This window comes from Exiguobacterium sp. s6 (assembly GCF_018618155.1).
Taxonomy (GTDB): Bacteria; Bacillota; Bacilli; order Exiguobacteriales; family Exiguobacteriaceae; genus Exiguobacterium; species Exiguobacterium mexicanum_A.
The window spans coordinates 1,040,623-1,064,723 of the sequence record NZ_JACSLN010000001.1 but is presented as its reverse complement, the minus strand read 5'-3'; the positions used below and the strand labels follow the sequence as shown (position 1 = coordinate 1,064,723).

24 protein-coding genes are annotated in these 24,101 nt (G+C 55.7%); 2 read left to right on the top strand and 22 right to left on the bottom strand.

The genetic code is table 11. The features are described from left to right. Nucleotides 1–5 precede the first annotated feature (5 nt). The 7 genes from KNP75_RS05470 to KNP75_RS05440 all read right to left on the bottom strand — a co-directional run bounded on the left by KNP75_RS05470 (nucleotide 6) and on the right by KNP75_RS05440 (nucleotide 8,291). The gene (locus tag KNP75_RS05470) at nucleotides 6–983 is read right to left on the bottom strand and encodes an alpha-ketoacid dehydrogenase subunit beta (RefSeq protein ID WP_215189994.1); all 978 of its coding nucleotides are present in this window, start codon (nucleotides 981–983) and stop codon (nucleotides 6–8) included. Beyond that, complete coding sequence (locus KNP75_RS05465; RefSeq protein ID WP_215190398.1) at nucleotides 983–1,981, bottom strand: thiamine pyrophosphate-dependent dehydrogenase E1 component subunit alpha; 999 nt, start codon at nucleotides 1,979–1,981, stop codon at nucleotides 983–985. The genes KNP75_RS05470 and KNP75_RS05465 overlap by 1 nt, the downstream gene beginning before the upstream one ends. Before the next feature lie 21 nt (nucleotides 1,982–2,002). Further along, nucleotides 2,003–3,412, bottom strand: a complete 1,410-nt coding sequence (gene lpdA, locus KNP75_RS05460) for a dihydrolipoyl dehydrogenase (RefSeq protein WP_215189993.1) — start codon at nucleotides 3,410–3,412, stop codon at nucleotides 2,003–2,005. After that, the gene (buk, locus tag KNP75_RS05455) at nucleotides 3,396–4,487 is read right to left on the bottom strand and encodes a butyrate kinase (RefSeq protein WP_215189992.1); all 1,092 of its coding nucleotides are present in this window, start codon (nucleotides 4,485–4,487) and stop codon (nucleotides 3,396–3,398) included. The genes lpdA and buk overlap by 17 nt, the downstream gene beginning before the upstream one ends. 1 nt (nucleotide 4,488) lies before the next feature. Further along, complete coding sequence (locus KNP75_RS05450; RefSeq protein ID WP_214753129.1) at nucleotides 4,489–5,610, bottom strand: Glu/Leu/Phe/Val family dehydrogenase; 1,122 nt, start codon at nucleotides 5,608–5,610, stop codon at nucleotides 4,489–4,491. Nucleotides 5,611–5,634: 24 nt separating this feature from the next. Continuing rightward, a complete protein-coding gene (yqiS, locus tag KNP75_RS05445; protein WP_215189991.1) occupies nucleotides 5,635–6,531 on the bottom strand; it encodes a phosphate butyryltransferase in 897 nt (298 codons plus the stop codon). 122 nt (nucleotides 6,532–6,653) lie between these two features. After that, nucleotides 6,654–8,291 (bottom strand): sigma 54-interacting transcriptional regulator, encoded by a 1,638-nt coding sequence (locus KNP75_RS05440; RefSeq protein ID WP_215189990.1) that lies wholly within the window; start codon nucleotides 8,289–8,291, stop codon nucleotides 6,654–6,656. A gap of 130 nt (nucleotides 8,292–8,421) precedes the next feature. Here KNP75_RS05440 and KNP75_RS05435 point away from each other — a divergent pair, with 130 nt between their 5' ends. Beyond that, a complete protein-coding gene (locus tag KNP75_RS05435) occupies nucleotides 8,422–8,670 on the top strand; it encodes a DUF2627 family protein (RefSeq protein ID WP_034777970.1) in 249 nt (82 codons plus the stop codon). A gap of 613 nt (nucleotides 8,671–9,283) precedes the next feature. Here KNP75_RS05435 and spo0A read toward each other — a convergent pair. From spo0A to aroQ, 15 genes are all read right to left on the bottom strand, one after another. Beyond that, nucleotides 9,284–10,015, bottom strand: a complete 732-nt coding sequence (gene spo0A / locus KNP75_RS05430; protein WP_034777972.1) for a sporulation transcription factor Spo0A — start codon at nucleotides 10,013–10,015, stop codon at nucleotides 9,284–9,286. Next, on the bottom strand, nucleotides 10,016–11,713 hold the full coding sequence (gene recN, locus KNP75_RS05425; RefSeq protein ID WP_214797248.1) for a DNA repair protein RecN: 1,698 nt from the start codon (nucleotides 11,711–11,713) through the stop codon (nucleotides 10,016–10,018). It abuts the gene before it with no gap. 13 nt (nucleotides 11,714–11,726) lie between these two features. Then, nucleotides 11,727–12,176, bottom strand: a complete 450-nt coding sequence (gene ahrC / locus KNP75_RS05420; RefSeq protein WP_021067696.1) for a transcriptional regulator AhrC/ArgR — start codon at nucleotides 12,174–12,176, stop codon at nucleotides 11,727–11,729. Between the two features lie 139 nt (nucleotides 12,177–12,315). Next, complete coding sequence (locus KNP75_RS05415; RefSeq protein WP_034777976.1) at nucleotides 12,316–13,137, bottom strand: TlyA family RNA methyltransferase; 822 nt, start codon at nucleotides 13,135–13,137, stop codon at nucleotides 12,316–12,318. Nucleotides 13,138–13,143: 6 nt separating this feature from the next. Continuing rightward, nucleotides 13,144–15,036 (bottom strand): 1-deoxy-D-xylulose-5-phosphate synthase, encoded by a 1,893-nt coding sequence (gene dxs / locus KNP75_RS05410; protein WP_214720373.1) that lies wholly within the window; start codon nucleotides 15,034–15,036, stop codon nucleotides 13,144–13,146. Between the two features lie 123 nt (nucleotides 15,037–15,159). Next, on the bottom strand, nucleotides 15,160–16,038 hold the full coding sequence (locus KNP75_RS05405; protein WP_215189989.1) for a polyprenyl synthetase family protein: 879 nt from the start codon (nucleotides 16,036–16,038) through the stop codon (nucleotides 15,160–15,162). After that, nucleotides 16,035–16,265 carry an exodeoxyribonuclease VII small subunit gene (xseB, locus tag KNP75_RS05400; protein WP_034777980.1) on the bottom strand — a complete coding sequence of 77 codons (231 nt, stop codon included), beginning with the start codon at nucleotides 16,263–16,265 and terminating at the stop codon, nucleotides 16,035–16,037. The genes KNP75_RS05405 and xseB overlap by 4 nt, the downstream gene beginning before the upstream one ends. Next, nucleotides 16,234–17,583: an exodeoxyribonuclease VII large subunit gene (gene xseA / locus KNP75_RS05395; protein ID WP_214763215.1), complete on the bottom strand. Its 1,350-nt coding sequence runs from the start codon at nucleotides 17,581–17,583 to the stop codon at nucleotides 16,234–16,236. Before xseA ends, xseB begins: the two co-directional genes overlap by 32 nt. After that, on the bottom strand, nucleotides 17,576–18,412 hold the full coding sequence (locus tag KNP75_RS05390; protein ID WP_034777984.1) for a bifunctional 5,10-methylenetetrahydrofolate dehydrogenase/5,10-methenyltetrahydrofolate cyclohydrolase: 837 nt from the start codon (nucleotides 18,410–18,412) through the stop codon (nucleotides 17,576–17,578). The genes xseA and KNP75_RS05390 overlap by 8 nt, the downstream gene beginning before the upstream one ends. An 84-nt stretch (nucleotides 18,413–18,496) precedes the next feature. After that, on the bottom strand, nucleotides 18,497–18,880 hold the full coding sequence (gene nusB, locus KNP75_RS05385; protein WP_034777985.1) for a transcription antitermination factor NusB: 384 nt from the start codon (nucleotides 18,878–18,880) through the stop codon (nucleotides 18,497–18,499). Between the two features lie 112 nt (nucleotides 18,881–18,992). Beyond that, nucleotides 18,993–20,336, bottom strand: a complete 1,344-nt coding sequence (accC, locus tag KNP75_RS05380) for an acetyl-CoA carboxylase biotin carboxylase subunit (RefSeq protein ID WP_034777987.1) — start codon at nucleotides 20,334–20,336, stop codon at nucleotides 18,993–18,995. 7 nt (nucleotides 20,337–20,343) lie between these two features. After that, entirely contained in the window at nucleotides 20,344–20,799 is a 456-nt protein-coding gene (gene accB, locus KNP75_RS05375) for an acetyl-CoA carboxylase biotin carboxyl carrier protein (RefSeq protein ID WP_214706139.1), read from the bottom strand. A 113-nt stretch (nucleotides 20,800–20,912) separates the two neighbouring features. Beyond that, the gene (efp, locus tag KNP75_RS05370; protein ID WP_021067706.1) at nucleotides 20,913–21,479 is read right to left on the bottom strand and encodes an elongation factor P; all 567 of its coding nucleotides are present in this window, start codon (nucleotides 21,477–21,479) and stop codon (nucleotides 20,913–20,915) included. 29 nt (nucleotides 21,480–21,508) lie between these two features. After that, nucleotides 21,509–22,576, bottom strand: a complete 1,068-nt coding sequence (locus KNP75_RS05365; protein WP_138860291.1) for a M24 family metallopeptidase — start codon at nucleotides 22,574–22,576, stop codon at nucleotides 21,509–21,511. After that, the gene (gene aroQ, locus KNP75_RS05360; protein WP_214753120.1) at nucleotides 22,572–23,009 is read right to left on the bottom strand and encodes a type II 3-dehydroquinate dehydratase; all 438 of its coding nucleotides are present in this window, start codon (nucleotides 23,007–23,009) and stop codon (nucleotides 22,572–22,574) included. The genes KNP75_RS05365 and aroQ overlap by 5 nt, the downstream gene beginning before the upstream one ends. A gap of 142 nt (nucleotides 23,010–23,151) precedes the next feature. Between aroQ and KNP75_RS05355 the strand changes: the two genes are divergently transcribed. Beyond that, nucleotides 23,152–24,096, top strand: a complete 945-nt coding sequence (locus KNP75_RS05355) for a DUF1385 domain-containing protein (protein ID WP_214711441.1) — start codon at nucleotides 23,152–23,154, stop codon at nucleotides 24,094–24,096. The last annotated feature ends 5 nt before the right edge of the window (nucleotides 24,097–24,101 follow it).

Below are 24,101 nucleotides of genomic sequence, written 5' to 3'. Positions count from 1 at the left end.
CCTCCTTAAAAGGCGGCGAGCTGACGTGCCCGCTCCGCAATTTTTTCAGGGGATACGATGAAGAACTTCTCCATCGGTGGTGCATACGGCATCGACGGAACGTCCGGTCCCGCCAGACGTTCGATTGGCGCATCGAGTTCAAATAGTGCTTTCTCAGCGATGATGGCCGCGACTTCCCCGATGATGCTGCCTTCTTTATTGTCCTCGGTGACGAGGAGCACTTTCCCGGTTTTCTTGACGGCTTCAACGATGGCGTCTTGGTCGAGCGGATAAATTGTGCGCAAATCGAGGATGTGCGTGCTGACCCCTTCGGTTTCAAGCGTCTTCGCCGCTTCCTGGGCCATGTGGACGCACAGACCGTACGTGATGATCGTGATATCGTCACCTTCCCGCTTGACGGCGGCCTTGCCAATCTCGACCGTATACTCTTCGGTCGGGAGTTCCGACTTCAATAGACGATACGCCCGTTTGTGCTCAAAGAAGAGGACCGGGTCGTTCGAACGAATGGCTGCCTTGAGCAACCCTTTCGCATCGACCGGATCGGACGGGATGACGACCTTGAGTCCAGGCGTCGAGTTGAACATCGCCTCGACCGATTGAGAGTGATAGAGCGCACCATGGATCCCGCCGCCGAACGGTGCACGGATGACCATCGGGCACGTCCAATCGTTATTTGAACGATAGCGGATTTTCGCCGCTTCCGAGACGATTTGGTTGACCGCCGGCATGATGAAGTCGGCGAATTGCATTTCGGCGATCGGACGCATGCCATACATGGCCGCCCCGATCCCGACACCTGCGATTGCGCTCTCGGCGAGCGGCGCATCGATGACGCGGTCCTCGCCGTACTTCTCAATCAAGCCTTGCGTCGCGCGGAATACACCGCCTCGGACGCCGACATCTTCCCCGAGCACGAAGACGTTCTCATCGCGTTCCATTTCTTCATGGATCGCTTCATTGATCGCTTCAATAAACGTTTTCATCACATTTCCCCCTCGTACACATGGTCCATCGTCGATTCAGGAGACGCATATGGTGCCTTATCGGCGTAAGCAGTCGCCTCATTGACTTCACGATCGACGTTTGCCTCGATCTCTGCGAGTTCTTCCTCGGTCATGACGCCATCCTCGATCAAACGCTTCCGGAACAATTGATTCCCGTCGCGATTTTTAAGGTCAGCCAACTCTTCGACCGAGCGGTACGCTTTGTCATCGTCATCCGACGAGTGCGGTACGAGACGTTCGACTTCGGCTTCGATGAGCGTCGGGCCTTCGCCGCGAAGAGCGCGGGCGCGGGCTTCTTTCACGGCGGCATAGACGGCAATCGGATCCGTCCCATCGACCGTGACGCCCGGCATCCCGTAACCTTTGGCGCGGTCCGATACGCGCTCACAAGCGAGTTGCTTCGAGAGCGGTACCGAGATGGCGTATTTGTTGTTCTCACAGAACAAGATGACCGGCAGCTTGTGGACACCGGCGAAGTTCGCACCTTCGTGGAAGTCACCTTGGTTCGATGAGCCTTCTCCGAACGAGACAAACGTGACGAGTTCTTCTTTTTTCAGTTTGGCGGCGAGCGCCACACCGACCGCATGCGGTACTTGCGTCGTCACCGGAGACGAGCCCGTCACGATGCGGTGCTGTTTTGAACCGAAATGACCTGGCATCTGACGACCGCCCGAGTTCGGGTCTTCCGCCTTGGCGAACGCCGACAACATCAAGTCGCGAGCCGTCTGTCCGAAGTGGAGGACAACGGCGACATCGCGGTAATACGGGAGAATATAATCCGTCCCTTTTTCGAGCGCGAACGCTGCCCCGACTTGGGCCGCCTCTTGTCCTTGACACGAGACGACGAACGGGATTTTTCCGGCACGGTTCAATTTCCACATGCGCTCATCGATTTTACGGGCGCGGACCATCGTCTCGTACATCGCACCGAGGTCTTGTTTCGTCAATCCTAGTTCCTCATATGAATTCACAGTCATCTGTTCCATTCTGTTTCCTCCTTAGGCGTGAATCGGTAATCCGTCAACGGCCAGTGCCGCTTCTTGGAACGCTTCGCTCAGCGCCGGGTGAGGATGGACGAGTTGGCCCATTTCCCATGCCGTGGCGTTCAAGACGAGAGCGAGTCCGCCTTCTGTGATCAATTCTGTCGCTTTTGGCCCGACGATATGCACACCGAGCAGGTCGTCGGTCGACTTGTCGGACACGAGCTTGACGAATCCGTCCGCCTGTCCTTCGATGCGGGCCTTGCCGAGACCGTTGAAACGATACGTGCCCGTTTTGACTTCATGCCCGGCTGCTTTGGCACCTTCCTCGGTCATGCCGACTGATGCGACTTCCGGCACCCCGTAGACGCAACGCGGGATCAACGCATAATCGAGCGGAGTCGGCTCGTGACCGAGAATCGTCTCGACCGCCTTGACACCTTCCGCTGAGGCGACATGGGCGAGCTGGAGCTTGCCGATGCAGTCCCCGATGGCAAAGATGTGACGTTCTTTCGTCCGATACTGCTCATCGACTTGGATGACACCGTTCTCGACGACAATCGATGTGTTCTGTAACCCGAGATGTTCCGTATTGGCGACCCGTCCGACCGAGACGAGCACACACTCGACCGAGATCATCTCTTCGCCGACCGCGAGTGCGACGGCGTCCGGGGTTACTTCAGTCCGCTCGGGGTCGACCGTCACGTTCTTTTTCACTTTGACGCCGCGCTTTTTGAGCAGCCGTTCGACTTCCCGTGACACCGCCTTGTCTTCGAGCGGCAACAGTCGCTCTCCGACTTCGATCAAGGTGACGTCGACGTCTAGGTCGATGAGCATCGAGGCCCATTCGACACCGATGACCCCACCGCCAACGATGGCGATCGATGCCGGCAACTGTTCGAATTGGAGCAGGTCGTCCGAGTTTAAAATCCGTGTATGGTCAAACGGCAGACCAGGCAGTTCGCGCGGAATCGACCCCGTCGCGATGATGAGCTGGTTCGGCAAGATGAGCTCAGACTCGCCCGAGCTGTCCTCGACCGCGACCGTTCCCGGCTGCGGCGAGAAGATGCTCGGCCCTAAAATCGAGGCCTTGCCGCGGAATACCTCGATCTTGCCTTGTTTCATCAAGTGCTCGATGCCTTTCTCAAGCCCTGCGACCAAATCGCGTTTGAACGACTGGGCGCGTTCCATGTTGAACGTGACCGTTCCCGTCTCGACGCCGTAGGCGCTCCCATGTTTCGCCGTCTGATAGACGTGGGCCGCTTTCAACAACGCCTTCGTCGGGATGCAGCCTTTATGTAGACATGTCCCGCCGAGTTTCTCGGCCTCCACGATTGCGACAGTTTTACCGGCTTGGGCCGCCTTGATGGCCGCGACATATCCGCCAGGACCGCCGCCGATGACGACGATCTCAAATTCTCGTGCCATGTGTATCCCCCTCATATTCTCGAACTGCTTCTTCTTGTCGGATGGCCCGGAGTGCGCCTTCGGCGAGGGCCTTCAACTCATCTTCACCAGGATAGATGTGGACCGGCGCCAAATAGCCGACGCGCGCACTGATTTGCTCGGTCAGCCAAGTCGAATAGGCGATGCCGCCCGTCAACAGAATCGCGTCGACGTCACCAAATAAGGTGGCGCCATGTTTGGCGATCTCTTGGGCGACCCGGTACGCCATCGTCTCGTAAAGGAGTGTGGCTTGCTCATCACCGTCTGCCATCCGCTGTTCGATCTCGATCGCGTCGAACGTCCCGAGGTGGGCAAACAGACCTCCGCGTCCGACGATTTTTTGTTTCATTTCCGACTCTTTATACCTGGTACTATAACATAGTTCTACTACCTGTCCAACAGGAATCGAACCGGCTCGTTCCGGCGCGAGCGGTCCGTCGCCATCGAGTCCGTTGTTCACATCGATGACCGTCCCTTTGGCATGGGCGCCGACCGTGATGCCGCCTCCGAGGTGAGCGATGATCAGGTTGAGCTCTTTGTAATCGCTTCCATTTTCGGCGGCAAAACGCTTCGCGACCGCCTTTTGGTTCAAGGCGTGGAAGATGCTGCGTCGGTTGATTTCAGGCATTCCCGTTGGTCGCGCGAGCGGTCCGAGCTCGTCGACGACTACTGGATCAACGATAAAATTCGGTACTTGAAATAACTCGCCGAGCTTGTGGGCGAGCAAACCGCCTAAGTTCGAGGCGTGCATGCCGAAACGTCCGCTCGCCAAGTCTTCCCGCATGAGCGGATTGACGGCGTACGTCCCCGACGTCATCGGGGCAAGCAAGCCACCGCGACCGACGATCGCGGACAAGTCCTCGCCCGCGATGCCCGTCTCGGCCAACAAGGCCCGTACTTCCCGTTCCCGATGCGACAGTTGCTCCGGAATTGACAATCCTGTGACGTCGGCCCCATGACGGACGGTCCGAGACATGATCTCGACCGCTCCGTCAAACAAGCCGACCTTCGTCGAAGTCGAACCAGGGTTGATGGCAAGAATGAGCTGTCTTGTCATTTCAACGACCACCTAACAGACTCTTTTCGACTTTCAAGAACTGGCTGCGTGAACGTGCCATCATCTGAATGCGCTCTTCAGCCATCTTCTCGGCCGCGACGTGGGTCGGTACACCGTCCCGTTCGGCAATCTCGAAGACGCGCTGCATGTTGTCGTAAATGAGCTCGACTTTCTTCATCGCCCGCTCGCGATTATAGCCTTCGAGCTCGTCGGCCACGTTGATGACACCGCCCGCGTTGATGACGAAGTCTGGGGCGTAAAGGATACCGCGCTCCTCGAGCACGTCCCCGTGACGATCCTCAGCGAGCTGGTTGTTCGCCGCTCCGGCGACGATTTGGGCTTTGAGCATCGGAATCGTCTTATCATTGATGACCGCACCGAGCGCACACGGGGCGAAGATGTCACAATCGACCGCATAAATCTCGTCCGGCTTGACGACCGTCGCACCGAAGTCCGTCTCGGCCCGTTTGAGCGCCTCTTCGTTGATGTCGGTGACGACCAGGTGTGCCCCTTCCTCGTGCAAGTGGCGGCACAAGTTATAGGCGACGTTCCCGACCCCTTGGACGGCGACCGTCTTGCCAGCAAGTGAGTCCGAGCCGAATTTCCATTTGGCTGCCGCCTTCATGCCGCGGTATACGCCATACGCCGTCACCGGTGACGGGTTGCCGCTCGATCCGAACGCCGGGCTGACACCGGTCACGTAATCCGTTTCCATGTGAATGAAGTCCATATCGGCGACCGTCGTATTGACGTCCTCGGCCGTGATATAACGGCCGCTGAGCGATTGCACGTAACGGCCGAACGCCCGGAACAACGCCTCGGACTTATCCGTCTTCGCATTGCCGATGATGACGGCCTTGCCGCCACCAAGGTTGAGTCCCGCTGCCGCGTTCTTATACGTCATCCCTTTGGCGAGACGGAGAACGTCCGTGAGCGCCTCTTCTTCTGAAGCGTAGTTCCACATCCGCAGCCCCCCGAGAGCCGGTCCGAGCGTCGTATCATGAATCGCGATAATCGCCTTCAATCCCGACGCCTGATCTTGACAGAAGACGATCTGCTCATAGTCTTCAGCCTGTAAGACGTCGAAAATGCGAAAGCGTGGTTCCATGTTAGTTTCCATCATTGATGATTCCTCCATATGCGTAGTTTATTTTTTGGCGTGCAGTAATGCGAACGCGAGTGAGTACAGCTTGGCCTCGGCCGTATCGGCCCGACTCGTCAAGACGACCGGGGCGGCCGCGCCGACGACGATGGCCGCCACACTTGCTCCGGCAAAGTACATCATCGACTTATAAAGGACGTTGCCGATCTCTATGTATGGGACGAGCAATAGGTCGGCTTGTCCGGCGACGTCGCTGGCGATGCCTTTCTGTTTGGCCGCGACCATGTCGACGGCGTTATCGAGCGCGAGCGGTCCGTCGACGATACAACCTTTGATTTGTCCGCGCCGGTTCATCTGACTGAGCAGTGCGGCGTCCAGTGTCGCCGTCATCTGCGGATTGACGACTTCGACCGCCGCGATGGCGGCCACTTTCGGCGACGCGTAACCGATGTCATGCATCGCCGCCACGGCGTTATGAATGATGTCGACTTTTTCATCGAGTGTCGGCGCGATATGGATCGCCGCGTCGGTCACCCCGATCAGCCGGTCCCGATTCGGGATTTGGAACAGGGCGATATGGCTGAGCGTCCGGTTCGTCCTCAGCCCCGTCTCCCGGCTGAGCACGGCTTTCATGAACGTCGACGTCGCGACCATTCCTTTCATGAGCACATCGGCTTCCCCCGTTTTGACGGCGAGTGTGGCCCGTTTGGCAATCTCTTTGTCGCCTTTGACGTGGATGATGTCGACCGCGTCCTCGTCGATGCCGTGATCATCACACAATCGTTTAATCTCTCGGGCCTCCCCGATCAGTTTGAACCGAGATAATCCGTGATTGGTCGCGAGCTTGACGGCGCGGATGACTTCTACGTCGGCCGCCCCGGCGATCGAGACGGTGCGCCCGTTCAGTTGTTTCGCTTGTTCGAGCATCCGTTCAAAATTCATGCGTGTCCCCCCTTGCCTGTCTTCACTTACTATCATGCAAGATTGTTTCCATTTTTGAAAGCGCTTTAATCGGTTGCGTATTACGCACATTATTGCATGGTATGAAAAAAAGTGCAGGTAATTTATTGCAGACGTTCAAGTTTATTATATAGCGTTCGGATCGAGATGTGTAATCGACGAGCCGCTTCCGACTTGTTGCCGTCCGCTTCCTCGATCGCCCGTTCAATCAAATCTCGTTCGTAACGTGCGACGGCGTCTTGCAAGGAGAGCGCGTCGGTCGGTCGTGTCGACGGGACACGGGCCGAGAGTTGAAGATGGTGCGGGGCGATCCACTGTTCGCTGCTCGCCATATAGATCATCGCCCGACCGAGCACGTTCTCGAGTTCTCGGACGTTGCCTTTCCAGTATTGGCTCTTCAGCAGTTCGGTCGCCTCACGGTTCACACCGCGCACACTGCGGCCGTACTCTTGATTCAATTTACGGACGATGCGCTCACAGAGCGGCTCGACTTCTTCAAGCCGGTCCCGGAGCGGCGGGATATGAATCGGCATCCGATTGATCCGATAGTACAAGTCTTCACGGAACGTGCCGTCCGCCACTTTCTGTTCGAGGTCGGCGTTCGTCGCCGCGATGATGCGGACGTCGACCGGAATCGCATTCGTGCCCCCGACCCGGACGATCTCATGTTCCTGCAGGACACGGAGGAGTTTGACTTGGACGTCGACCGGCAGTTCGCCAATTTCGTCTAAGAAGAGTGAGCCGCCATCGGCCTCTTCGAAATAGCCGACCTTCCCACCACGTTTCGCCCCACTGAAGGCACCGTCCTCATAACCGAACAACTCACTCTCGAGGAGCGTCGGGGAGATGGCCGCGCAATTGACGCGGACGAATTTCTTATATTTACGCGGGGACTCACCGTGGATGGCGTGGGCGAACAGTTCCTTGCCCGTCCCCGACTCCCCGCGAATGAGGACGGTGACCGGCGTGACAGCGGCGAGACGGGCCTGTTCGATGACGAACCGCATCTTATCGCTCGTCGCGATGATATCGGCGAACTGATATTTCGCCTCGAGGTTTCGGATTCGTGTCTTTGCTTCTTGCAACTCGTCCCGGAGCGCCCGAATTTGGGAGACGTCGCGAATGACGCCGACCGAGCCGCGCAGTTTCCCTTCAACGATGATCGGCTCGGCGTTGACGAGAATGTCACGCCGCGTCGCGCCGATTTGCATCCGGATGTCACGGACACCTTGGCCTGTCGAGAGCACTTTCAAATGGACGCTCTCCTGCATGCCGATATCGGCCGTCGCCGGCTTATCGACCACGTCTTCTTTTTTGAATCCCGTCAATCGGGTATAAGAAGGGTTGATTAAAATCGTATTCCCGTTATGGTCGGCGACGGAGATCGCCTCGCTCGTACAGTCGATGATTGCCTCGAGCATCTGTTGGTTCTGTTTCAAGCGTTCGACGACGATACGGATGAACTCCCCGGGCAAGACGACCGCATCCGCAAAATGTTCTTTCAACTCATCAAACGTCTCAGAGCGTCCGGTCGTCTCAATCACGAAATCGAGACGTGTTGCAGCACATACCCGCCAATCCCCCGCCGTCATAATCCCGTGGTTGCGCGCAAGCTGCACGCCTTCGGCCATCGCTTCCGGGTCGATGACGGCGACGACGGTGACGAGCGGCGAGTCGAGCAACATCTTCAACACCTCGGTCCCGCCTTTCCCCGCACCGACAATCATCAATCGTTTATTCATTCTAATATCCCCCATTTTACCGTTCTGCATCCATGCTACTGAACCTGAACTGATTTCGCAACCTCACAAAAAAGGCCGTGTCGAGCTATGTATTTTCTGTTAAAATAATGAGTGTTAAGGAGGAGATCCTATGCGTATCATCGCACTGCTGATCTTGATCATCCCTGGCCTACTTGGTGTCTATGGCATCAAGTTGCTTCGCGACAGTTTCTTCCTCAAAACGAGCGTCCCATTCTCTTGGATCGAGTCGGTGGCAGCCGCCTCCATGCTCCAAGGAACGTTCGGGCTGTTGATCGCGATGGGCGGGATCGGTTTTGTGGCAGGTTATATCTTCAATCGTGACAAGAAAACAGGCAAAGTCCCGCGAATAGATTCTTGAACACAAAAAAAGGTTCCCTAACTTGACTTCATTTCAAGTGCGGAACCTTTTTATTCGTATTGAATTGTGATCACTACGGATGATCTCCTCTCCTACTTGCTACAATCTTGTGACATGAGGTCCAATGGTCTTCTTAATGAAGAAGTTTGAAAGAAATTAGTAACTGCCGTCTTGCGTGAACGGAAACGTACCCATTCGAGTTACTAACAAATAGTCATCGGGTCATGTCGAACCATCCATCGTGAAGTCGAACGCTTGCCATAAACTGTTCAACGGTTGACAACACTCCTTTTGGTCAACTGAACGATTCGTTTTCCCCGAACACGGTCCCTAGCTTCGAACCGATGCCGGAATCGCCTCGCGAATGAGCGTACGTCGCGACCTCTCGTCGGGACGATGACGATTTGAGATGTCGTTCCCACCTCTGAGCTATTGACGGATAGCGGTCCGAGATGATTTCTTGCTCTAACCTGTTCCGGAACACGTTAGAAAGCGTTCATCTGACGCTCGTCCAAGTAACTTGGTACACCTTTATTATAACAAGTTCCGGCAATTTTGCAAGCGCTTTCTTTCACAATATTAAAGAAAATCAGGAGGAGAACCCCCTGATCGGTCATTGCTGTTTAAACGATTGATACGTGACGAAATATGAAATGAATTCAGAGTTTTTCGGACTGCGCTCGCGCTCAGGCCGGCCATCGAACATCTCATGGTCGCGCATCCCGTTCTCCCATGCCGTCTTGATGGCATGGCGCATCGCTCGCTCGACACGGGACGACGTCGTCTCATGCTCTTTCGCGATCATCGGATACAGTTCCTTCGTGATCAATCCGAGCAGCTCTTGGCGCTCCCGGACGTAGACGACGGCTTGACGAATATATTTGAACCCTTTGATGCGCGGTGAAATCCCGAGTTGTTGCAACAACAGCGAGATATCGAGTTCTTCCGGCGACATCGCCTCGAATTCTCGGCTCGAACCAGCGGCGAGTTCGCGGATTTTCGTGATCAATTGTTGAATGTTGAACGGCTTGACCAAAAAGTAAGAAGCGCCGAGTTGAACGGCCTGTTTCGTCACTTCATCTTTCCCGAACGCGCTGAGCATGATCACTTCCGGTTTGGCGTGAGCCAATTCCGTCTGTAACCGTTCGAGGACGCCGATGCCGTCCAGGTGCGGCATGATGATGTCGAGTAGCAGCACGTCCGGCTGGTGTGTCTTGACGACGTCTAAGCATGCCTCGCCGTCGTAGGCGGTCCCGACGACTTTTAAGTCGTCCTCGGACTCGAGTTGGCGGGTCAACAAGTCGACGATTTCTCGATTGTCGTCCGCGATGCATAATGTGATCAATTAAGACACCCCTTCGATAAACTTCCGTTTTAATTGGAGAGACATAGTGAGCAGTTCCTCCACATGTTGTTTCGTCAAATCCGTCATCTGCGCCCCGGCGATCATGCGCCCGAGCTCATCGACTCGTTCGGCATGACCGAGCGTGGAGACGTTCGTCTTCGTGCGATCATCCGTCTCCGTCTTCGTGATGTACAAGTGCTGATCCGCCATGGCGGCCACTTGAGCCAAATGGGTGATACAGAGCACTTGTGAGCCGACCGACAGACGGAAGATCTTCTCACCCATCGCTTGGGCGACCCGTCCTGAGACACCCGTGTCCACTTCATCGAAAATGATCGACGCGACGCCAACCGTTCGCGAGAAAATCGACTTCAAGGCGAGCATGACGCGGGACAATTCTCCGCCGGAGGCCACTTTGGCGAGCGGCTTGAAAGGCTCCCCGACGTTCGTCATCATATAGAATTCGACTTGATCGAGCCCGTCCGCCTTGAACGGCCCTTCTTTGAACCGAACTTCGAACTGGGTCTTCTCCATATACAATTCTTTCAATTCACGCTGAATCGCCTTCTCGAGCTCGGTAGCCGCTTGTTTACGGGCCGCCGATAGCGCCAGCCCGGACGTACGTACTTTTTGTTCGAGCTGGGCGAGCCGGTCCGATAGTTCTTGCAAATGTTCTTCCCGATTCGTCATCGATTTTAACTCATCAGCAATTTTTTCCCCGTACGTGATGACCTCGTCGATCGTGGCCCCGTATTTCCGCTTCAACTGTTGGAACAAAGCGAGCCTCGTCTCGATCTCATCGAGCCGGATCGGGTCGAATTCGAGCGAGTCGAGCTGGTCACGCAACTGAAATTTCGCATCTTCGAGCAAGAAGTAAGCGTTCGAGATCGTCTCGGCCATCGGCGCGAGCGATGTCGACAATGCGGAAGCTTCCTCCATCTCGCGCATGGCGATGCCGATCTGGTCGAGCCCTTTCGCCTCATCCGCGACCGCCTCATACGATAACCGGACGTGCTGATGAATCCGCTCGAAGTTGGCGAGCTCGTTCCGTTCCTCCGTGAGCGCCTGTTCTTCACCGACTTTCAGCTCGGCCGCCTCGATCTCATTCGTCTGGAACGCGAGCAAGTCCATGCGTTGGGCCAACTCTTGTTCACTTTGACTCAACCGTTTCAACTCATCGGCGACGTTTTTCCAATCGACGTAAGCCTCGCGATATCGCTCGAGGAGCGGGGCGAGCTCGGCTTCGGCAAAGCTGTCTAAAATGCCGAGATGGTACTCGGCATCCATCAAGTGCTGATGCTCGTGCTGGCCATGGATATCGACGAGCAGTCGGCCGAGTTCGCGTAGCGTCGATAGTGGCATCATCTTGCCGTTGACACGACAGACGCTCTTTCCGCTGCTATGTAAGTCGCGGCGTAAAATGACGGTCCCTTCTTCGATCTCGATCCCGTATTGGGTCGCCGCCTCGAGGATCGGGTGGTCCGGTTCGACGATGAACAGCCCTTCGATCTCCGCCTTGTCTTGACCGTAACGGACGAACTCGCTCGAGCCGCGTCCCCCGACGAGCAAACCGATGGCGTCGAGCAAGATTGACTTCCCGGCCCCGGTCTCCCCTGTCAATACGGTCATCCCACGTTTGAACGTGATATTCAGTTCATCGATGATCGCAAATTGTTTGATCGATAGTTCTGCTAACATACGATAATTCACCTCATAACATTCCGAGTAGTCGTTCGATGATTCGTTTCGCCTGGTCTTCGTCACGGGCGATCATCAAAATCGTGTCGTCTCCACATACCGTTCCGATCAGCTCGTCCCATGACAAATGATCGATCAAGACACCGATCGCATCCGCATTGCCCGGCAACACTTTCATGACGACCAAGTTTTGAGCCGAGTCGACCGAGACGAAGCTGTCACCGAGGATCCGCTTCATCTTGCCGTACGGATTGAAGCGTTGATCGGCCGGGAGACTATACTTATAGCGACCGTCGTTGAGCGGCACTTTCACGAGATGAAGTTCTTTGATATCCCGCGAAACTGTCGCTTGCGTCACCGGATAGCCGGAGCGGTGGAGCTCATCGACGAGCTCGTCTTGTGTCTCGATTTCACGATTGGTCACGATTTCTCGAATTTTAATCAAGCGCTGTCCTTTGTTCATACTCGCTGACACCTCATTTTATGTTTCGCATACTCAGTATCATTCTAAAGTATTGTCGAAAAAAGGTCTAGCTTTCGCGGGATGAATTCCCTGGATCGGCGAGCGGACACAAAAAAACTGCAGACAGGACGTCTGCAGCTCAAGCGTTCTTCTTCAATTGCGCGTGGGCGGCGTCGATGACCGCGTCCACGTCGATGGCTGGGTCGACACTGCCGACGCCGGTGAAACGGGCGAACAATAAGAATTCGATATTCCCATCCCCACCGGTGATCGGCGAGAAGTCGAGTCCTGCAACTTCGAATCCTTCCGAGGCGAAGTAACGGACCATGTCGTCGACGACCCGTTCATGGATGGCACGGTCCCGGACGATGCCTTTCTTGCCGACATCGGCCTTCCCGGCCTCAAATTGCGGTTTGACGAGCGCCATGACGATGCCGTTAGGCTTCAAAATCGTCTTCAACGGCGGAATCATGAGCCGAAGCGAGATAAATGAGACATCAATCGTCGCAAAGTCCGGCGCCACCGGAAACTGGTCCGCGGTCGCATGGCGGAAGTTCATCCGCTCCATGACGACGACACGGTCATCGCTCCGCAGCTTCCATGCCAATTGGTTATAACCGACGTCGACGGCATACATCTGCGCAGCTCCGTTTTGAAGCGCGCAATCAGTAAACCCGCCTGTCGATGAACCGATATCGATGCCGATGTTACCAGCCACATCGAACGGGAAGACTTGGAGCGCTTTTTCAAGCTTCAGTCCCCCCCGTCCGACGTATGGCAACACTTGGCCTTTCACTTCGAGCGGGATGTCGTCAAACACTTTGTCCCCCGCCTTATCAAGCCGTTCGGTCCCACTATAGACGAGACCGGCCATGACGGCCCGTTTCGCTTTCTCTCTCGTCTCCGCTAACCCGCGGTCGACGAGGAGTACATCTAATCTAGTTTTCTTTCGTTTTTCCATAGTTCCTCACACATTCTGTCGATTTGTCACTTGAACGAACTGCTGAACCGAGTCAGCGATTTGCGTCGGACGGAGCCCGATTTCTTCGAGCAATTGATTGACGCCGCCGTGTTCGATATAGCGGTCCGGAATGCCAAGTCGGAGCACACGCGGGAACTGCCCGGCATCGCTCGCATGTTCGAGCACACTGCTGCCGAAACCTCCGGCGAGCGCCGCTTCCTCTAACGTGACGAGCGGGATGCCTTCCGCGTATAAAGCGGAGAGCATGACGTCGTCGAGCGGTTTGATCGTCCGAGCGTTGATGACACGGACGCTCACTTGTCCTTCAAGCAGTGCACGCACTTCAAGCGCGTCTTGCACTTGTGGACCGAACGTCAAGATGGCGACATCCGTTCCGTCCGCGACCGTCTCCCAGACGTCGAGCGGCAATTCGCGGAGCGTCTCGCTCATCGGTGTCCCGATTCCTTCGCCGCGCGGGAAACGGACGGCGATTGGACCGTCATCATACTTCAGCGCCGAATAGACGAGATGTTGCAATTCCTCTTCGTCTTTCGCCATCAAGATGCGAATGTTCGGCACGTGGCGCATAAAGGCGATATCGAACACGCCTTGGTGCGTCTCCCCGTCCGCTCCGACGAGACCAGAACGATCGATCGTGAAGACGACGTTCAAGTTTTGACGGCAAATGTCGTGCACGAGCTGATCATAGGCGCGTTGGAAGAACGTCGAATAAATCGAGACGACCGGCTTCAAGCCTTGTGTCGCCTGTCCTCCGGCCAATGTGACCGCATGTTGCTCGGCGATGCCGACGTCAAACATCCGCTCCGGGAATTGCTTGTTGAAGCAATCGAGTTTCGAGCCGACGCTCATCGCTGGTGTGATGAGTGTCACGCGCTCGTCCGTCTCGGCGACTTTCGTGATCGTCTCAGCGACGACCTTCGAATAGCTCGGTCCTTTGACCTTGCCTTTGATGACTTCTCCCGACTCGATTTTATACGGTCCGAGACCGTGCCACGTGCCGACACCATCGAGTTCGGCCGGACGATAGCCCTTGCCTTTTTTCGTGATGACGTGAACGATGACCGGTCCATCGATTTTCTTGGCGTACTCGAGCGTCTCGAGCAGGTCGCGTAAATCGTGCCCGTCCGTCGGTCCGAAGTACGTGAACCCGAGCTCTTCGAAGAACGTCCCTGGGATGAGCGCTGATTTCAGCATATCCTTCACGCGTTCCCCGCTCCGTTCGAGCGAGTTGCCGACAATCGGGATATGTTTGATGAGCGTCTCGACTTCCTCACGGGCGTGTTTCAGTTTACGTGACGACCGCATCCGACCGAGCATATTGTGCATCGCGCCGACGTTCGGCGCGATCGACATCTCGTTATCGTTCAAGATGACGATGACGTTTTGTTTCTCGGCGCCAATATGGTTGAGCGCTTCGAGCGCCATTCCCCCAGTGAGCGCCCCGTCCCCGATGATGGCGATGGCCCGGTCGTTCGAGCGTCCTTTCAACTCGTTCGCGATGGCGATTCCCATCGCGGCCGATAAGGACGTCGAGCTGTGCCCCGTCTCCCAGACGTCATGATCGCTCTCACAACGTTTCGGGAATCCGCATAAGCCGTTGTATTGACGGAGCGTATCGAACTGACTCGTTCGTCCTGTCAAGATTTTGTGGACGTACGCTTGATGCCCCACGTCCCATACGAGTTGGTCTTTCGGACTGTCAAATACACGGTGCAAGGCAAGCGTCAATTCGACAACCCCTAGGTTTGGTCCCAAGTGCCCTCCCGTTTCAGCCAATTTTTCAATCAAAAACCGTCTGATGTCTGCGCCGAGCGCTTCTAACTCGGGTACCGACATCTTTTTTAAGAATGACGGGTCTTGAATGGATGTCAAGTCCATGATGACCATCCTTTCTCCTGTCTTATTACTGATTCGTACCTTACATTTTACAAGAATGTGTCCATAGATGCTATACATTCACAAAAACAAAGGTGACACGATGTGCTCATCGTGTCACCGAGATTAATGATTGCGTCGTACGACGAAGTCGAGAAGCTCCCGTAAAAGCGGGGCCTCGACCGAAAGTTCGGCCAGTGCGGCCTCACTTTCCGTGACTTCTTGTTCCAGCGCTTTTTTCGCTCCATCGAGACCGAGCAGTTTCGGATACGTCGCTTTATCGTTTCCTTCGTCCGAACCGACTCGTTTCCCGATGAGCGCCTCGTCTCCTTCGACGTCTAAAATATCATCTTGGATTTGGAAGGCGACCCCGAGATGTTTTCCGAACCGTGCGAGCGCCTGACGATCCGTCTCGGAAGCGTCCGAAAGGATGGCCCCCGCTTCAAGGGCATACACGAGAAGCGCCCCAGTCTTCCGCTCATGGATTGATTGCAGAGTCGACAGTGTCACACCGCTCCGTTTTTCAGCGAGCATGTCATCGAGCTGACCGCCGACCATGCCGGCGCTGCCTGCCGCTTCACTGAACCGTGTCATGAGGGCGACGACTTTCGTCGCTTCCAAATCGGCCCGTGCGATGAGATGAAACGCATCCGTCAGCAAGGCGTCGCCTGCGAGAATCGCGGTCGCCTCATCGAACTGACGATGGTTCGTCGGACGACCGCGACGGACGTCATCGTCATCCATCGCCGGAAGGTCATCATGGATGAGCGAGTAGGTGTGAACCATCTCGAGGGCGACGGCCGCTTCATGCCCGAGCGTCCGCGGACGGCCATATGTATCGAGGACGGCATAAAGAAGGGCCGGACGAATCCGTTTCCCCCCCGCCTCGAGGGAGTATGTCATCGATTGAAATAAGCGCTCCGGCATCAAAGACGAATCGAGCAGGCGACGCGTCGCCTGTTCGACCTCTTCTTTCCATGCCTGTAGATGGACCTGCACGCTCATACGGTCCCTCCTTTTTCGCGGAGCGTCCCGTCGAGTTCAAGAATTTCATCCATTTTTTGTTCCGCCGCCGTCAATTTGGTCTGACAGAGGGCAGACAATCGCACGCCTTCCTCGTAAAGGGTCATCGCTTCTTCAAGGGCGACTTCTCCCGTCTCGAGTTGTGTCACGATTTCCTCGAGCCGGGCGAGCGCCGCTTCAAACGTCAGTTCTTCTTGTTTCTTCGCCATCGTGTCTCTCCTTCACTTCCGCGACGGCATGGCCATCCCGAAATCGGATCGTCACCAGGCCGTCATGTAGTTGTTTGACATCTTTCACGTACGTCCCGTCCTGTTCGACGAACGTGTATCCTCTCGCGAGCACGGCGAGCGGGCTGACAGATTGCAATCGTCCTGCCAACTGTGCGAATTGACCCGCCGGTCTCTCGAGAGGGCGAATGCGTTCTAACCGTCCTTCATATTGCCGGAAACGGTCGTCTTGCGTTCGGAACACTTGCATCAGATTGCGGACGTCGAGGCGTTGGGACGACGCTGCGAAACGGTGCCGCGCGTGCGTCACTTGTTTCGTGGCACTCTGTTCGAGCCGAATCTCGGCCTGGGCGAACCGCTCTCGCTTTTGAATGATCGTATAGCGGGGCGACTTGAGGCCGTAACTGTTTTTCATGCGCTCGACACGTTCGCGAAGCGAGGCCATTTGCGTCGTCACGACCCGCGTGAGTGCGCGACTTAAGCGCTCCACATCTTTTCGTTGCGCTTCGATCGTTGCCGTCGCGAGCTCCGCCGCCGCTGTCGGAGTGGCAGCCCGTACGTCGGCGACGAAATCAGCCAACGTAAAATCTGTCTCGTGACCGACGGCCGAAATGACAGGAATCTCGGAGTGGTAAATCGCTTCGACCACGACATCCTCGTTGAACGCCCACAATTCCTCGATCGATCCACCTCCGCGTCCGACAATCAATACATCGCAGTCGGTGCGTTCATTCATCCACCGAATCGCACTCGCCACTTGTGGAGCGGCTTGTTCACCTTGGACTGCGACAGGAGCGAACGTGATGGCCACGTGCGGTGCCCGCCGTCTAAGCGTCGTCGCGATATCGTGCAAGGCTGCGCCTTTCGGAGACGTGATGATCCCGATGCGCTCAGGGAAAGCCGGTAGCGGACGTTTCCGTTCCGCCGCGAACCAGCCTTTCGCCTCGAGCTCACGTTTCCTTGCCTCATAGCGTTCGAACAAGATGCCGATGCCGTCTTGCCGCATGAGCTCGACGTACAATTGAACATCACCGGTCGACTCATACATCGTCACTCGAGCGACGACGACCACGTTCATCCCGTCCGTAGGTTCAAAGTTGAGCGTGCGGGCATCTCGTGAGAACATGACCGCCTTCATGCGGGACGATTCGTCTTTCAGTGTGAAATAGCAGTGCCCTGAGGCGTACCGTTTAAAGTTCGAGATTTCGCCGATGACGGCGACTTGTTGCAACACCGGGTCACCGTCGAGTTGACGTTTCACATAACGGACGACTTCAGAGACTTGAATCGGATTAGCCACGTGAGGCGACCTCGACCGTATTGTGCATGAGCATCGTGATCGTCATCGGACCGACACCACCCGGAACCGGGGTGATGGCACCAGCGACGTCGCGGACACCATCAAAGTCAACATCTCCGACGAGACGGCCGTCGACGCGGTTGACACCGACATCGATGACGATCGCTCCCGGTTTGACCATCTCGTTCGTGACGAGACCGGCCCGACCGACGGCGACGATCAAAATGTCGGCTTGACGCGTCATCGCACCGAGGTCGACCGTTTTCGAGTGACAATATGTCACCGTGGCCGACTCGTTCAAAAACAGCATCCCGACAGGTTTCCCGACGATTTGGCTGCGACCGACGACGACGACGTGTTTACCGACGAGGTCAGTCTGTGTCTTGACGAGATGGAGAATTCCGTGCGGCGTGCACGGCAACAGTGTCTCGAGACCGAGCATCATCTTCCCGACGTTGGTCGGATGGAACCCATCCACATCCTTGTCTGGCGAGATGCGCATGATGACACGGTTCTCATCGATATGCTTCGGTAGCGGCAATTGAACGAGGATGCCATGGAGCTCGTCGTCCTCGTTCATCGAATCAATCAGTTCGAGCACTTCACGTTCCGAGATCGTCTCATCGAAACGAATCACTTGTGAATCGATCCCGATCTCAGCTGCTGCCCGTTCTTTACCCCGGACGTAGCTGTGGCTCGCCGGATCATCCCCGATTAAAATGACTTTCAGTTTCGGAACGATGCCGCGCGCACGAAGCGCACTGACCCGTTCTTTCAACGTTTCCCGATATGATGCTGCGATTTGTTTCCCGTCGATCACTACTGCCATCTCTCTCATCCCCCGTTGTTTTAGGTTTCTCTGTAGTTGGTGTGGTGTCTTCTCTATTTGTATGACGCGTTTCTCTCTCTTCGTTTACGCTTTGATAATGTTGCCGAGGACGCCGTTGACGAGCTTGGCCGCTTCTTCGTCGGCGAACGACTTGGCGAGTTCGACCGCCTCGTTGATCGTCACTTTGTCCGGAATCGTCTCGACATAGAGCAACTCGTACGTCGCCATGCGGAGAATCGTCCGCTCGACGTTGCCGAGGCGATCGAGTCTCCAGTTTTTCAAGTTTTCGACGAGCAGTTCGTCAATTTCGTCTTTCTTTTCTAACGTCTCAACGACGAGTTGTTCGTAGAATGGATCCGAATCCATACCGTCGAGGGCGAATTCGATGGCCTCGTCCACCTCAAGTTTTGATACTTCGATTTGAAAAAGCGTTTGAATCGCTTTTTCTCGTGCTTCATGACGTTTCATTCAGATACTCTCCTTTTGCATGCTTTCATTGTGATAGTTTAGCATAAAGCCTCCATAAATTCAGTACAAAAAACCAGGAAGCCCAAATAATGTTCGGGCTTCCTGGTACGGTTCATTTTGTGAGCGTCATTTCTTTTTCGACAAATTTCGTGTCGAACGCGCCCGCTCGGAAACGTTCGTGCGCCATGACTTGTTGATGGAATGGAATCGTCGTATGAATGCCCGATACCGTGAACTCATCGAGCGCACGAAGCATCTTCGCGATCGCCTCTTCTCGCGTCGGGGCATGGACGATCAACTTCGCCACCATCGAATCATAGAACGGCGGGATGACCGCACCTGCGAACAGACCGCTGTCGACCCGGACACCCATACCGCCCGGCACGATGTACTGATCAATTTTCCCAGCCATCGGACGGAAGTCGGCAAACGGGTCCTCGGCGTTGATGCGGCACTCGATCGAGTGTCCGCTGAACGTGATGTCGGCTTGACTGATCGCGAGCGGATGACCGAGCGCGACCTCGAGTTGTGCTTGGACGAGGTCGAAGCCGGTGATCATCTCGGTGACCGGATGTTCGACTTGGATTCGCGTGTTCATTTCCATGAAATAGAACTCGTTCGACTCCGGGACGTAGATGAACTCGATCGTACCGGCACCAGAATAACGGATCGCTTTGGCCGCTTTCACGGCCGCATCTCCCATCGCTTGGCGCGTCGCCTCATCGATCGCCGGCGACGGTGCCTCCTCGATCAGCTTCTGCATCCGGCGCTGAATCGTGCAATCACGTTCTCCGAGATGGATGACGTTGCCGTACTGGTCGGCGAGCACTTGCACCTCGACGTGGCGGAACGACTCGATGTACTTCTCGAGATAGACGTCGCCGTTGCCGAACGCCTGCTTCGCTTCTTTACGAGTGTCCGTGAGCCCTTTGACAAGCTCTGTCTCATCATAGGCGACACGGATTCCGCGTCCGCCGCCTCCGGCCGTCGCTTTGATGATGACCGGATAACCGATTTCACGGGCGAGTTCGACCGCTTCCTCGTCGGTCACGACCCCGCTCGATCCCGGGACGACCGGAACGCCCGACTCGATCATCGTTCGCTTCGCTTCGTCTTTAATGCCCATCTTCCGAATCGCATAACTGCTCGGTCCGACGAATTGGATGCCGCACGCCTCGCTCATCTCGGCGAATTCGGCGTTTTCGGCCAAAAAACCGTACCCCGGATGAATCATCGTCGCATCGACCGCACAAGCGACCGATAGGATGTTCGGGATATTCAAGTATGAGTCTTTGGACGGGTTCGGTCCGATGCAGTACGCCTCGTCGGCGAGACGGACGTGCAACGCTTCACGGTCGGCCTCGGAGAAGACGGCGACCGTCGGAATGTTCAACTCTTTCGCGGCCCGGATGATCCGGACCGCAATTTCTCCACGGTTTGCAATGAGTAGTTTCATAGACACCTCACTTCACGCTGAAGAGCGCTTGACCATATTCGACTAAATCGCCGTCAGCGACGAGCATCTCGACGATTTCTCCGCTGATTTCCGCCTCGACGTCATTGAACAGCTTCATCGCTTCTAAAATACAGACCACTTGTCCAGCTTCGACGCGATCGCCGACTTGGACGTAGGCATCCTTGTCCGGTGCCGGGCGCGAATAGAACGTCCCGACCATCGGCGACGTGATCGTCCGTAGGTTGCTCGGGGCCGCTTCCGGTGTGACTGCTTGCTCCGTCTGAGCGGCCGGTGTAGGTGCAGCGACCGGCGCCGCTTGGGCGACTGGTGTATGATGGGCGGCGAGTTGCGGGGCCGCTTCTTTTTTCAATGATAGTTTAAATTCAGACGTCTCGAGCTCCAGCTCGTGGACGGACGTCTGATCGAGCATTGTGATCAGCTCTTTAATATGTTCGATTTGCATGAAATAACCCCCTGTTTATACCTGGTACTAATCTCTACTCTACTATAACTGGTCAGACCAGTGAATGCAACGACAAAAAAAGGGCCCATTCCGAAGAATGGACACCCTTTGCCTTACCCGTTATAGCGGCCCGTGAACTCGCCTGTGCGCGTGTCGACCGTTACTTTTTCGCCTGGCTCGATGAAGAGCGGCACTTGAATGATGTGGCCCGTTTCGACCGTCGCGTTTTTCTTCACGTTCGATGCCGTGTCACCTTTGACGCCTGGATCGGCCTCGACAATCGTCAAGACGACCGTCGTCGGGAGCTCGATGCCGAGAATCTCGCCATCGTAGTCAGCGATGCTCACTTCCATGTTTTCAAGCATGTACGGGAGCGCCGCTTTCACTTGCTCGCCCGTGAGTTCGAGCTGCTCATACGACTCTGTGTCCATGAACACGTACGTGTCGCCCATCGGGTAGAGGTACTGCATACGCTTACGTTCGATGTGGGCACGCTCGATGCGCTCGCCGCCACGGAACGTCGTCTCTTGAATCGCCCCCGTGCGCAAGTTACGCATCTTCGTACGAACGAAAGCCGCGCCTTTACCCGGCTTGACGTGTTGGAATTCGATGACTTGCCAAATCGATCCGTCCGACGTTTTGACCGTTAAGCCTGTTTTTAAATCGTTAACTGATACCATGTTGATTTCCTCCTAAGATGAGCTGAGACTCAAGCCTCAATCGTAATTAACTCTTTTGGCGACTGCGTGAGACGGAAATTGCCAGTCTCAGTGATGACGATATCGTCCTCGATGCGACATCCGCCGATTCCGGCGATGTAGATGCCTGGTTCGACCGTGACGACCATCCCCGGTTCGAGCACCGTCTCCGAACGGAATGACAACCCTGGCGCCTCATGGACTTCCATGCCGAGACCGTGTCCCGTCGAATGCCCAAAGTACTCACCATAACCGGCTTCTTTGATCACATCACGCGTCAACGCGTCCGCCTCGATTCCCGTGATCCCGGCTTTCGTGCCTTCGACACCCGCGAGTTGTGCGCGGAGTACCGTATCATAGATGTTGCGCAACTCGTCTGAGATCTCTCCGACGGCGAGCGTGCGCGTGATGTCCGAGCAGTACCCCTGATAGTAAGCCCCGAAGTCGAGTGTCACGAGTTCGCCTGCCTCGATGACCTTATCACTGGCCACACCGTGCGGCAATGCCGAGCGATGGCCCGATGCAACGATCATATCAAACGACGACGAGTCGGCTCCTTGAGCACGCATGAACATCTCGAGTTCATTCGCGACCTCTTTCTCTGTCCGGCCCGGGCGGATAAACGACTGGATATGGGTGAACGCCGCATCCGCAATCGCCGCAGCTTCCTTCATTATCTTAATCTCTGACTCATCCTTAATCAAGCGTAGCTTTTCGACGATGCCTGATGTCTCGACGAGTTCGGCGTTGACGTCTTTTTCATACGTCCGGAATTGCCCGACCGTCATGTCATCTTGCTCGATACCGAGGCGTGCGACCGCTTCCCGGTCCACGACTTCTGCGACCGACTTGATGAGCGATGTCTTGTGTTCAATGATGTCGAACCCTTTCACTTGGCTCGCGGCCTGTTCCGTGTAGCGGAAGTCGGTGATGAAGCTCGCCGACTTTGGCGTGATCACAAGGACGCCACTCGACCCGGTGAACCCCGACAAGTAGCGGATATTCTCCCGTTTCGTCACGAGCAATCCGTCAATTCCGTTCGCTTCTAGCTGAGCTTGCAGTTTGTTGACCCGTTCAATCATGTCGATTCCTCCAATGTTCGATCAGCGCCTGCAACGCGAGCGTGTAACTCGTCAACCCGAAGCCGCTGATGACGCCGAGACAGACGCCGGCGAGCTTGGATTCATGACGAAACGACTCTCGTGCATGCACGTTCGAGATATGTACTTCGACGACCGGGGCCTTGATGGCGGCGATGGCATCTCGGAGCGCGATTGACGTATGTGTATACGCCCCGGCGTTGAAGATGACCCCCGCATAATCGTACGCTTCGTGTAGCGCGTCGATCAGTTCGCCTTCATGGTTGGATTGGACGAACGTCAACTCGACGTCATCTGGTGCGGCGAGCAACAGCTCCGCTGTCAGTCCCTTCAACGAGACGTCACCATATACGTCCGGTTCACGTCTCCCGAGTAGATTCAAATTCGGCCCATTCAAGACGAGTATGTGCACAAGTCTTCCCCCCTGTTCGTCAAGTCGCCTCTATTGTAACAAATTTAACGGTTGTAGCGACAATTGACGTTCATGTGGTTTCGTTTTTTAGGTGAATCACGGTATAATTCAACTATATAACTGTAGGAATCGAGGAAATGTCATGAAAACTAAACCACTGATCCCCGTTGGAGGCCAAGCGCTTGTGGAAGGCGTCATGTTTCAAGGACGCGCCGAGAGTGCCTCGGCAATCCGCCGGAAGGACGGATCCATCGAGACGTTCGAGCAACCTCGCATCCTCGTCCCCTGGGTCCAATCGTTAAAGAAAGTCCCGTTCCTGCGCGGCGTGGTCGCCTTATACGAATCGCTCAAAAACGGTTCCGCCCACATGAACTTCGCCAGTGACCGCTATGACGTCGATCCGAGCGAGGACGAGGCGACGAAACCGGATGAGAAGAAACAGAACATCTTGATGGTCATCATGATCGCGGTCGTCGGGATCATCTCGTACGTGTTCGGCAAGCTCATTTTTAACGTCACACCGGCCCTGCTCGCCGCCATGTTCCAAAGCGTGCCCGCATTGTCCGGTCACGTGATTCAAAACCTCCTCGAAGGGGGAATAAAATTAGTATTGCTGCTCAGTTACCTCTATTTGATTTCCTTGACACCGCTCATTCGACGCGTGTTTCAATATCACGGCGCTGAACACAAGGTCATCAACTGTTATGAGTCCGGACGACCGATCACCGTCGACAACGTCCGCTCGAGCTCACGCCTCCACTATCGCTGTGGGTCAAGCTTCATCCTGTTCACCGTTTTCGTTGGCATCGGCGTCTATATGGTCGTCCCGATCGACCCGCTCTGGGTCCGACTCGTCAGCCGCATCGCCTTGTTACCGGTGGTCATCGGCATCTCGTTCGAGGTGCTCCAATTCACAAACCGTTTTCGTGAACATCGCTTCCTATCCGTCCTCGGCAAGCCGGGACTATCGCTACAGCTGTTGACGACGCGTGAACCAAACGATGAGCAAATCCGCGTCGCCATCGAGGCTTTCGAAACATGGGAACGTTCAGAACTAGGTCAACCGGCCGCGCAAAGAGAGGGATAAAGAGG

What these genes read in the sequence shown, in the direction of transcription:
- KNP75_RS05470 (WP_215189994.1), bottom strand. Translation starts at nt 983, where the DNA reads ATGAAAACGTTTATTGAAGCGATCAATGAAGCGATCCATGAAGAAATG.
- KNP75_RS05465 (WP_215190398.1), bottom strand. Translation starts at nt 1,981, where the DNA reads ATGACTGTGAATTCATATGAGGAACTAGGATTGACGAAACAAGACCTC.
- lpdA (WP_215189993.1), bottom strand. Translation starts at nt 3,412, where the DNA reads ATGGCACGAGAATTTGAGATCGTCGTCATCGGCGGCGGTCCTGGCGGA.
- buk (WP_215189992.1), bottom strand. Translation starts at nt 4,487, where the DNA reads ATGACAAGACAGCTCATTCTTGCCATCAACCCTGGTTCGACTTCGACG.
- KNP75_RS05450 (WP_214753129.1), bottom strand. Translation starts at nt 5,610, where the DNA reads ATGATGGAAACTAACATGGAACCACGCTTTCGCATTTTCGACGTCTTA.
- yqiS (WP_215189991.1), bottom strand. Translation starts at nt 6,531, where the DNA reads ATGAATTTTGAACGGATGCTCGAACAAGCGAAACAACTGAACGGGCGC.
- KNP75_RS05440 (WP_215189990.1), bottom strand. Translation starts at nt 8,291, where the DNA reads ATGAATAAACGATTGATGATTGTCGGTGCGGGGAAAGGCGGGACCGAG.
- KNP75_RS05435 (WP_034777970.1), top strand. Translation starts at nt 8,422, where the DNA reads ATGCGTATCATCGCACTGCTGATCTTGATCATCCCTGGCCTACTTGGT.
- recN (WP_214797248.1), bottom strand. Translation starts at nt 11,713, where the DNA reads ATGTTAGCAGAACTATCGATCAAACAATTTGCGATCATCGATGAACTG.
- ahrC (WP_021067696.1), bottom strand. Translation starts at nt 12,176, where the DNA reads ATGAACAAAGGACAGCGCTTGATTAAAATTCGAGAAATCGTGACCAAT.
- KNP75_RS05415 (WP_034777976.1), bottom strand. Translation starts at nt 13,137, where the DNA reads ATGGAAAAACGAAAGAAAACTAGATTAGATGTACTCCTCGTCGACCGC.
- dxs (WP_214720373.1), bottom strand. Translation starts at nt 15,036, where the DNA reads ATGGACTTGACATCCATTCAAGACCCGTCATTCTTAAAAAAGATGTCG.
- KNP75_RS05405 (WP_215189989.1), bottom strand. Translation starts at nt 16,038, where the DNA reads ATGAGCGTGCAGGTCCATCTACAGGCATGGAAAGAAGAGGTCGAACAG.
- xseB (WP_034777980.1), bottom strand. Translation starts at nt 16,265, where the DNA reads ATGGCGAAGAAACAAGAAGAACTGACGTTTGAAGCGGCGCTCGCCCGG.
- KNP75_RS05390 (WP_034777984.1), bottom strand. Translation starts at nt 18,412, where the DNA reads ATGGCAGTAGTGATCGACGGGAAACAAATCGCAGCATCATATCGGGAA.
- nusB (WP_034777985.1), bottom strand. Translation starts at nt 18,880, where the DNA reads ATGAAACGTCATGAAGCACGAGAAAAAGCGATTCAAACGCTTTTTCAA.
- accC (WP_034777987.1), bottom strand. Translation starts at nt 20,336, where the DNA reads ATGAAACTACTCATTGCAAACCGTGGAGAAATTGCGGTCCGGATCATC.
- accB (WP_214706139.1), bottom strand. Translation starts at nt 20,799, where the DNA reads ATGCAAATCGAACATATTAAAGAGCTGATCACAATGCTCGATCAGACG.
- efp (WP_021067706.1), bottom strand. Translation starts at nt 21,479, where the DNA reads ATGGTATCAGTTAACGATTTAAAAACAGGCTTAACGGTCAAAACGTCG.
- KNP75_RS05355 (WP_214711441.1), top strand. Translation starts at nt 23,152, where the DNA reads ATGAAAACTAAACCACTGATCCCCGTTGGAGGCCAAGCGCTTGTGGAA.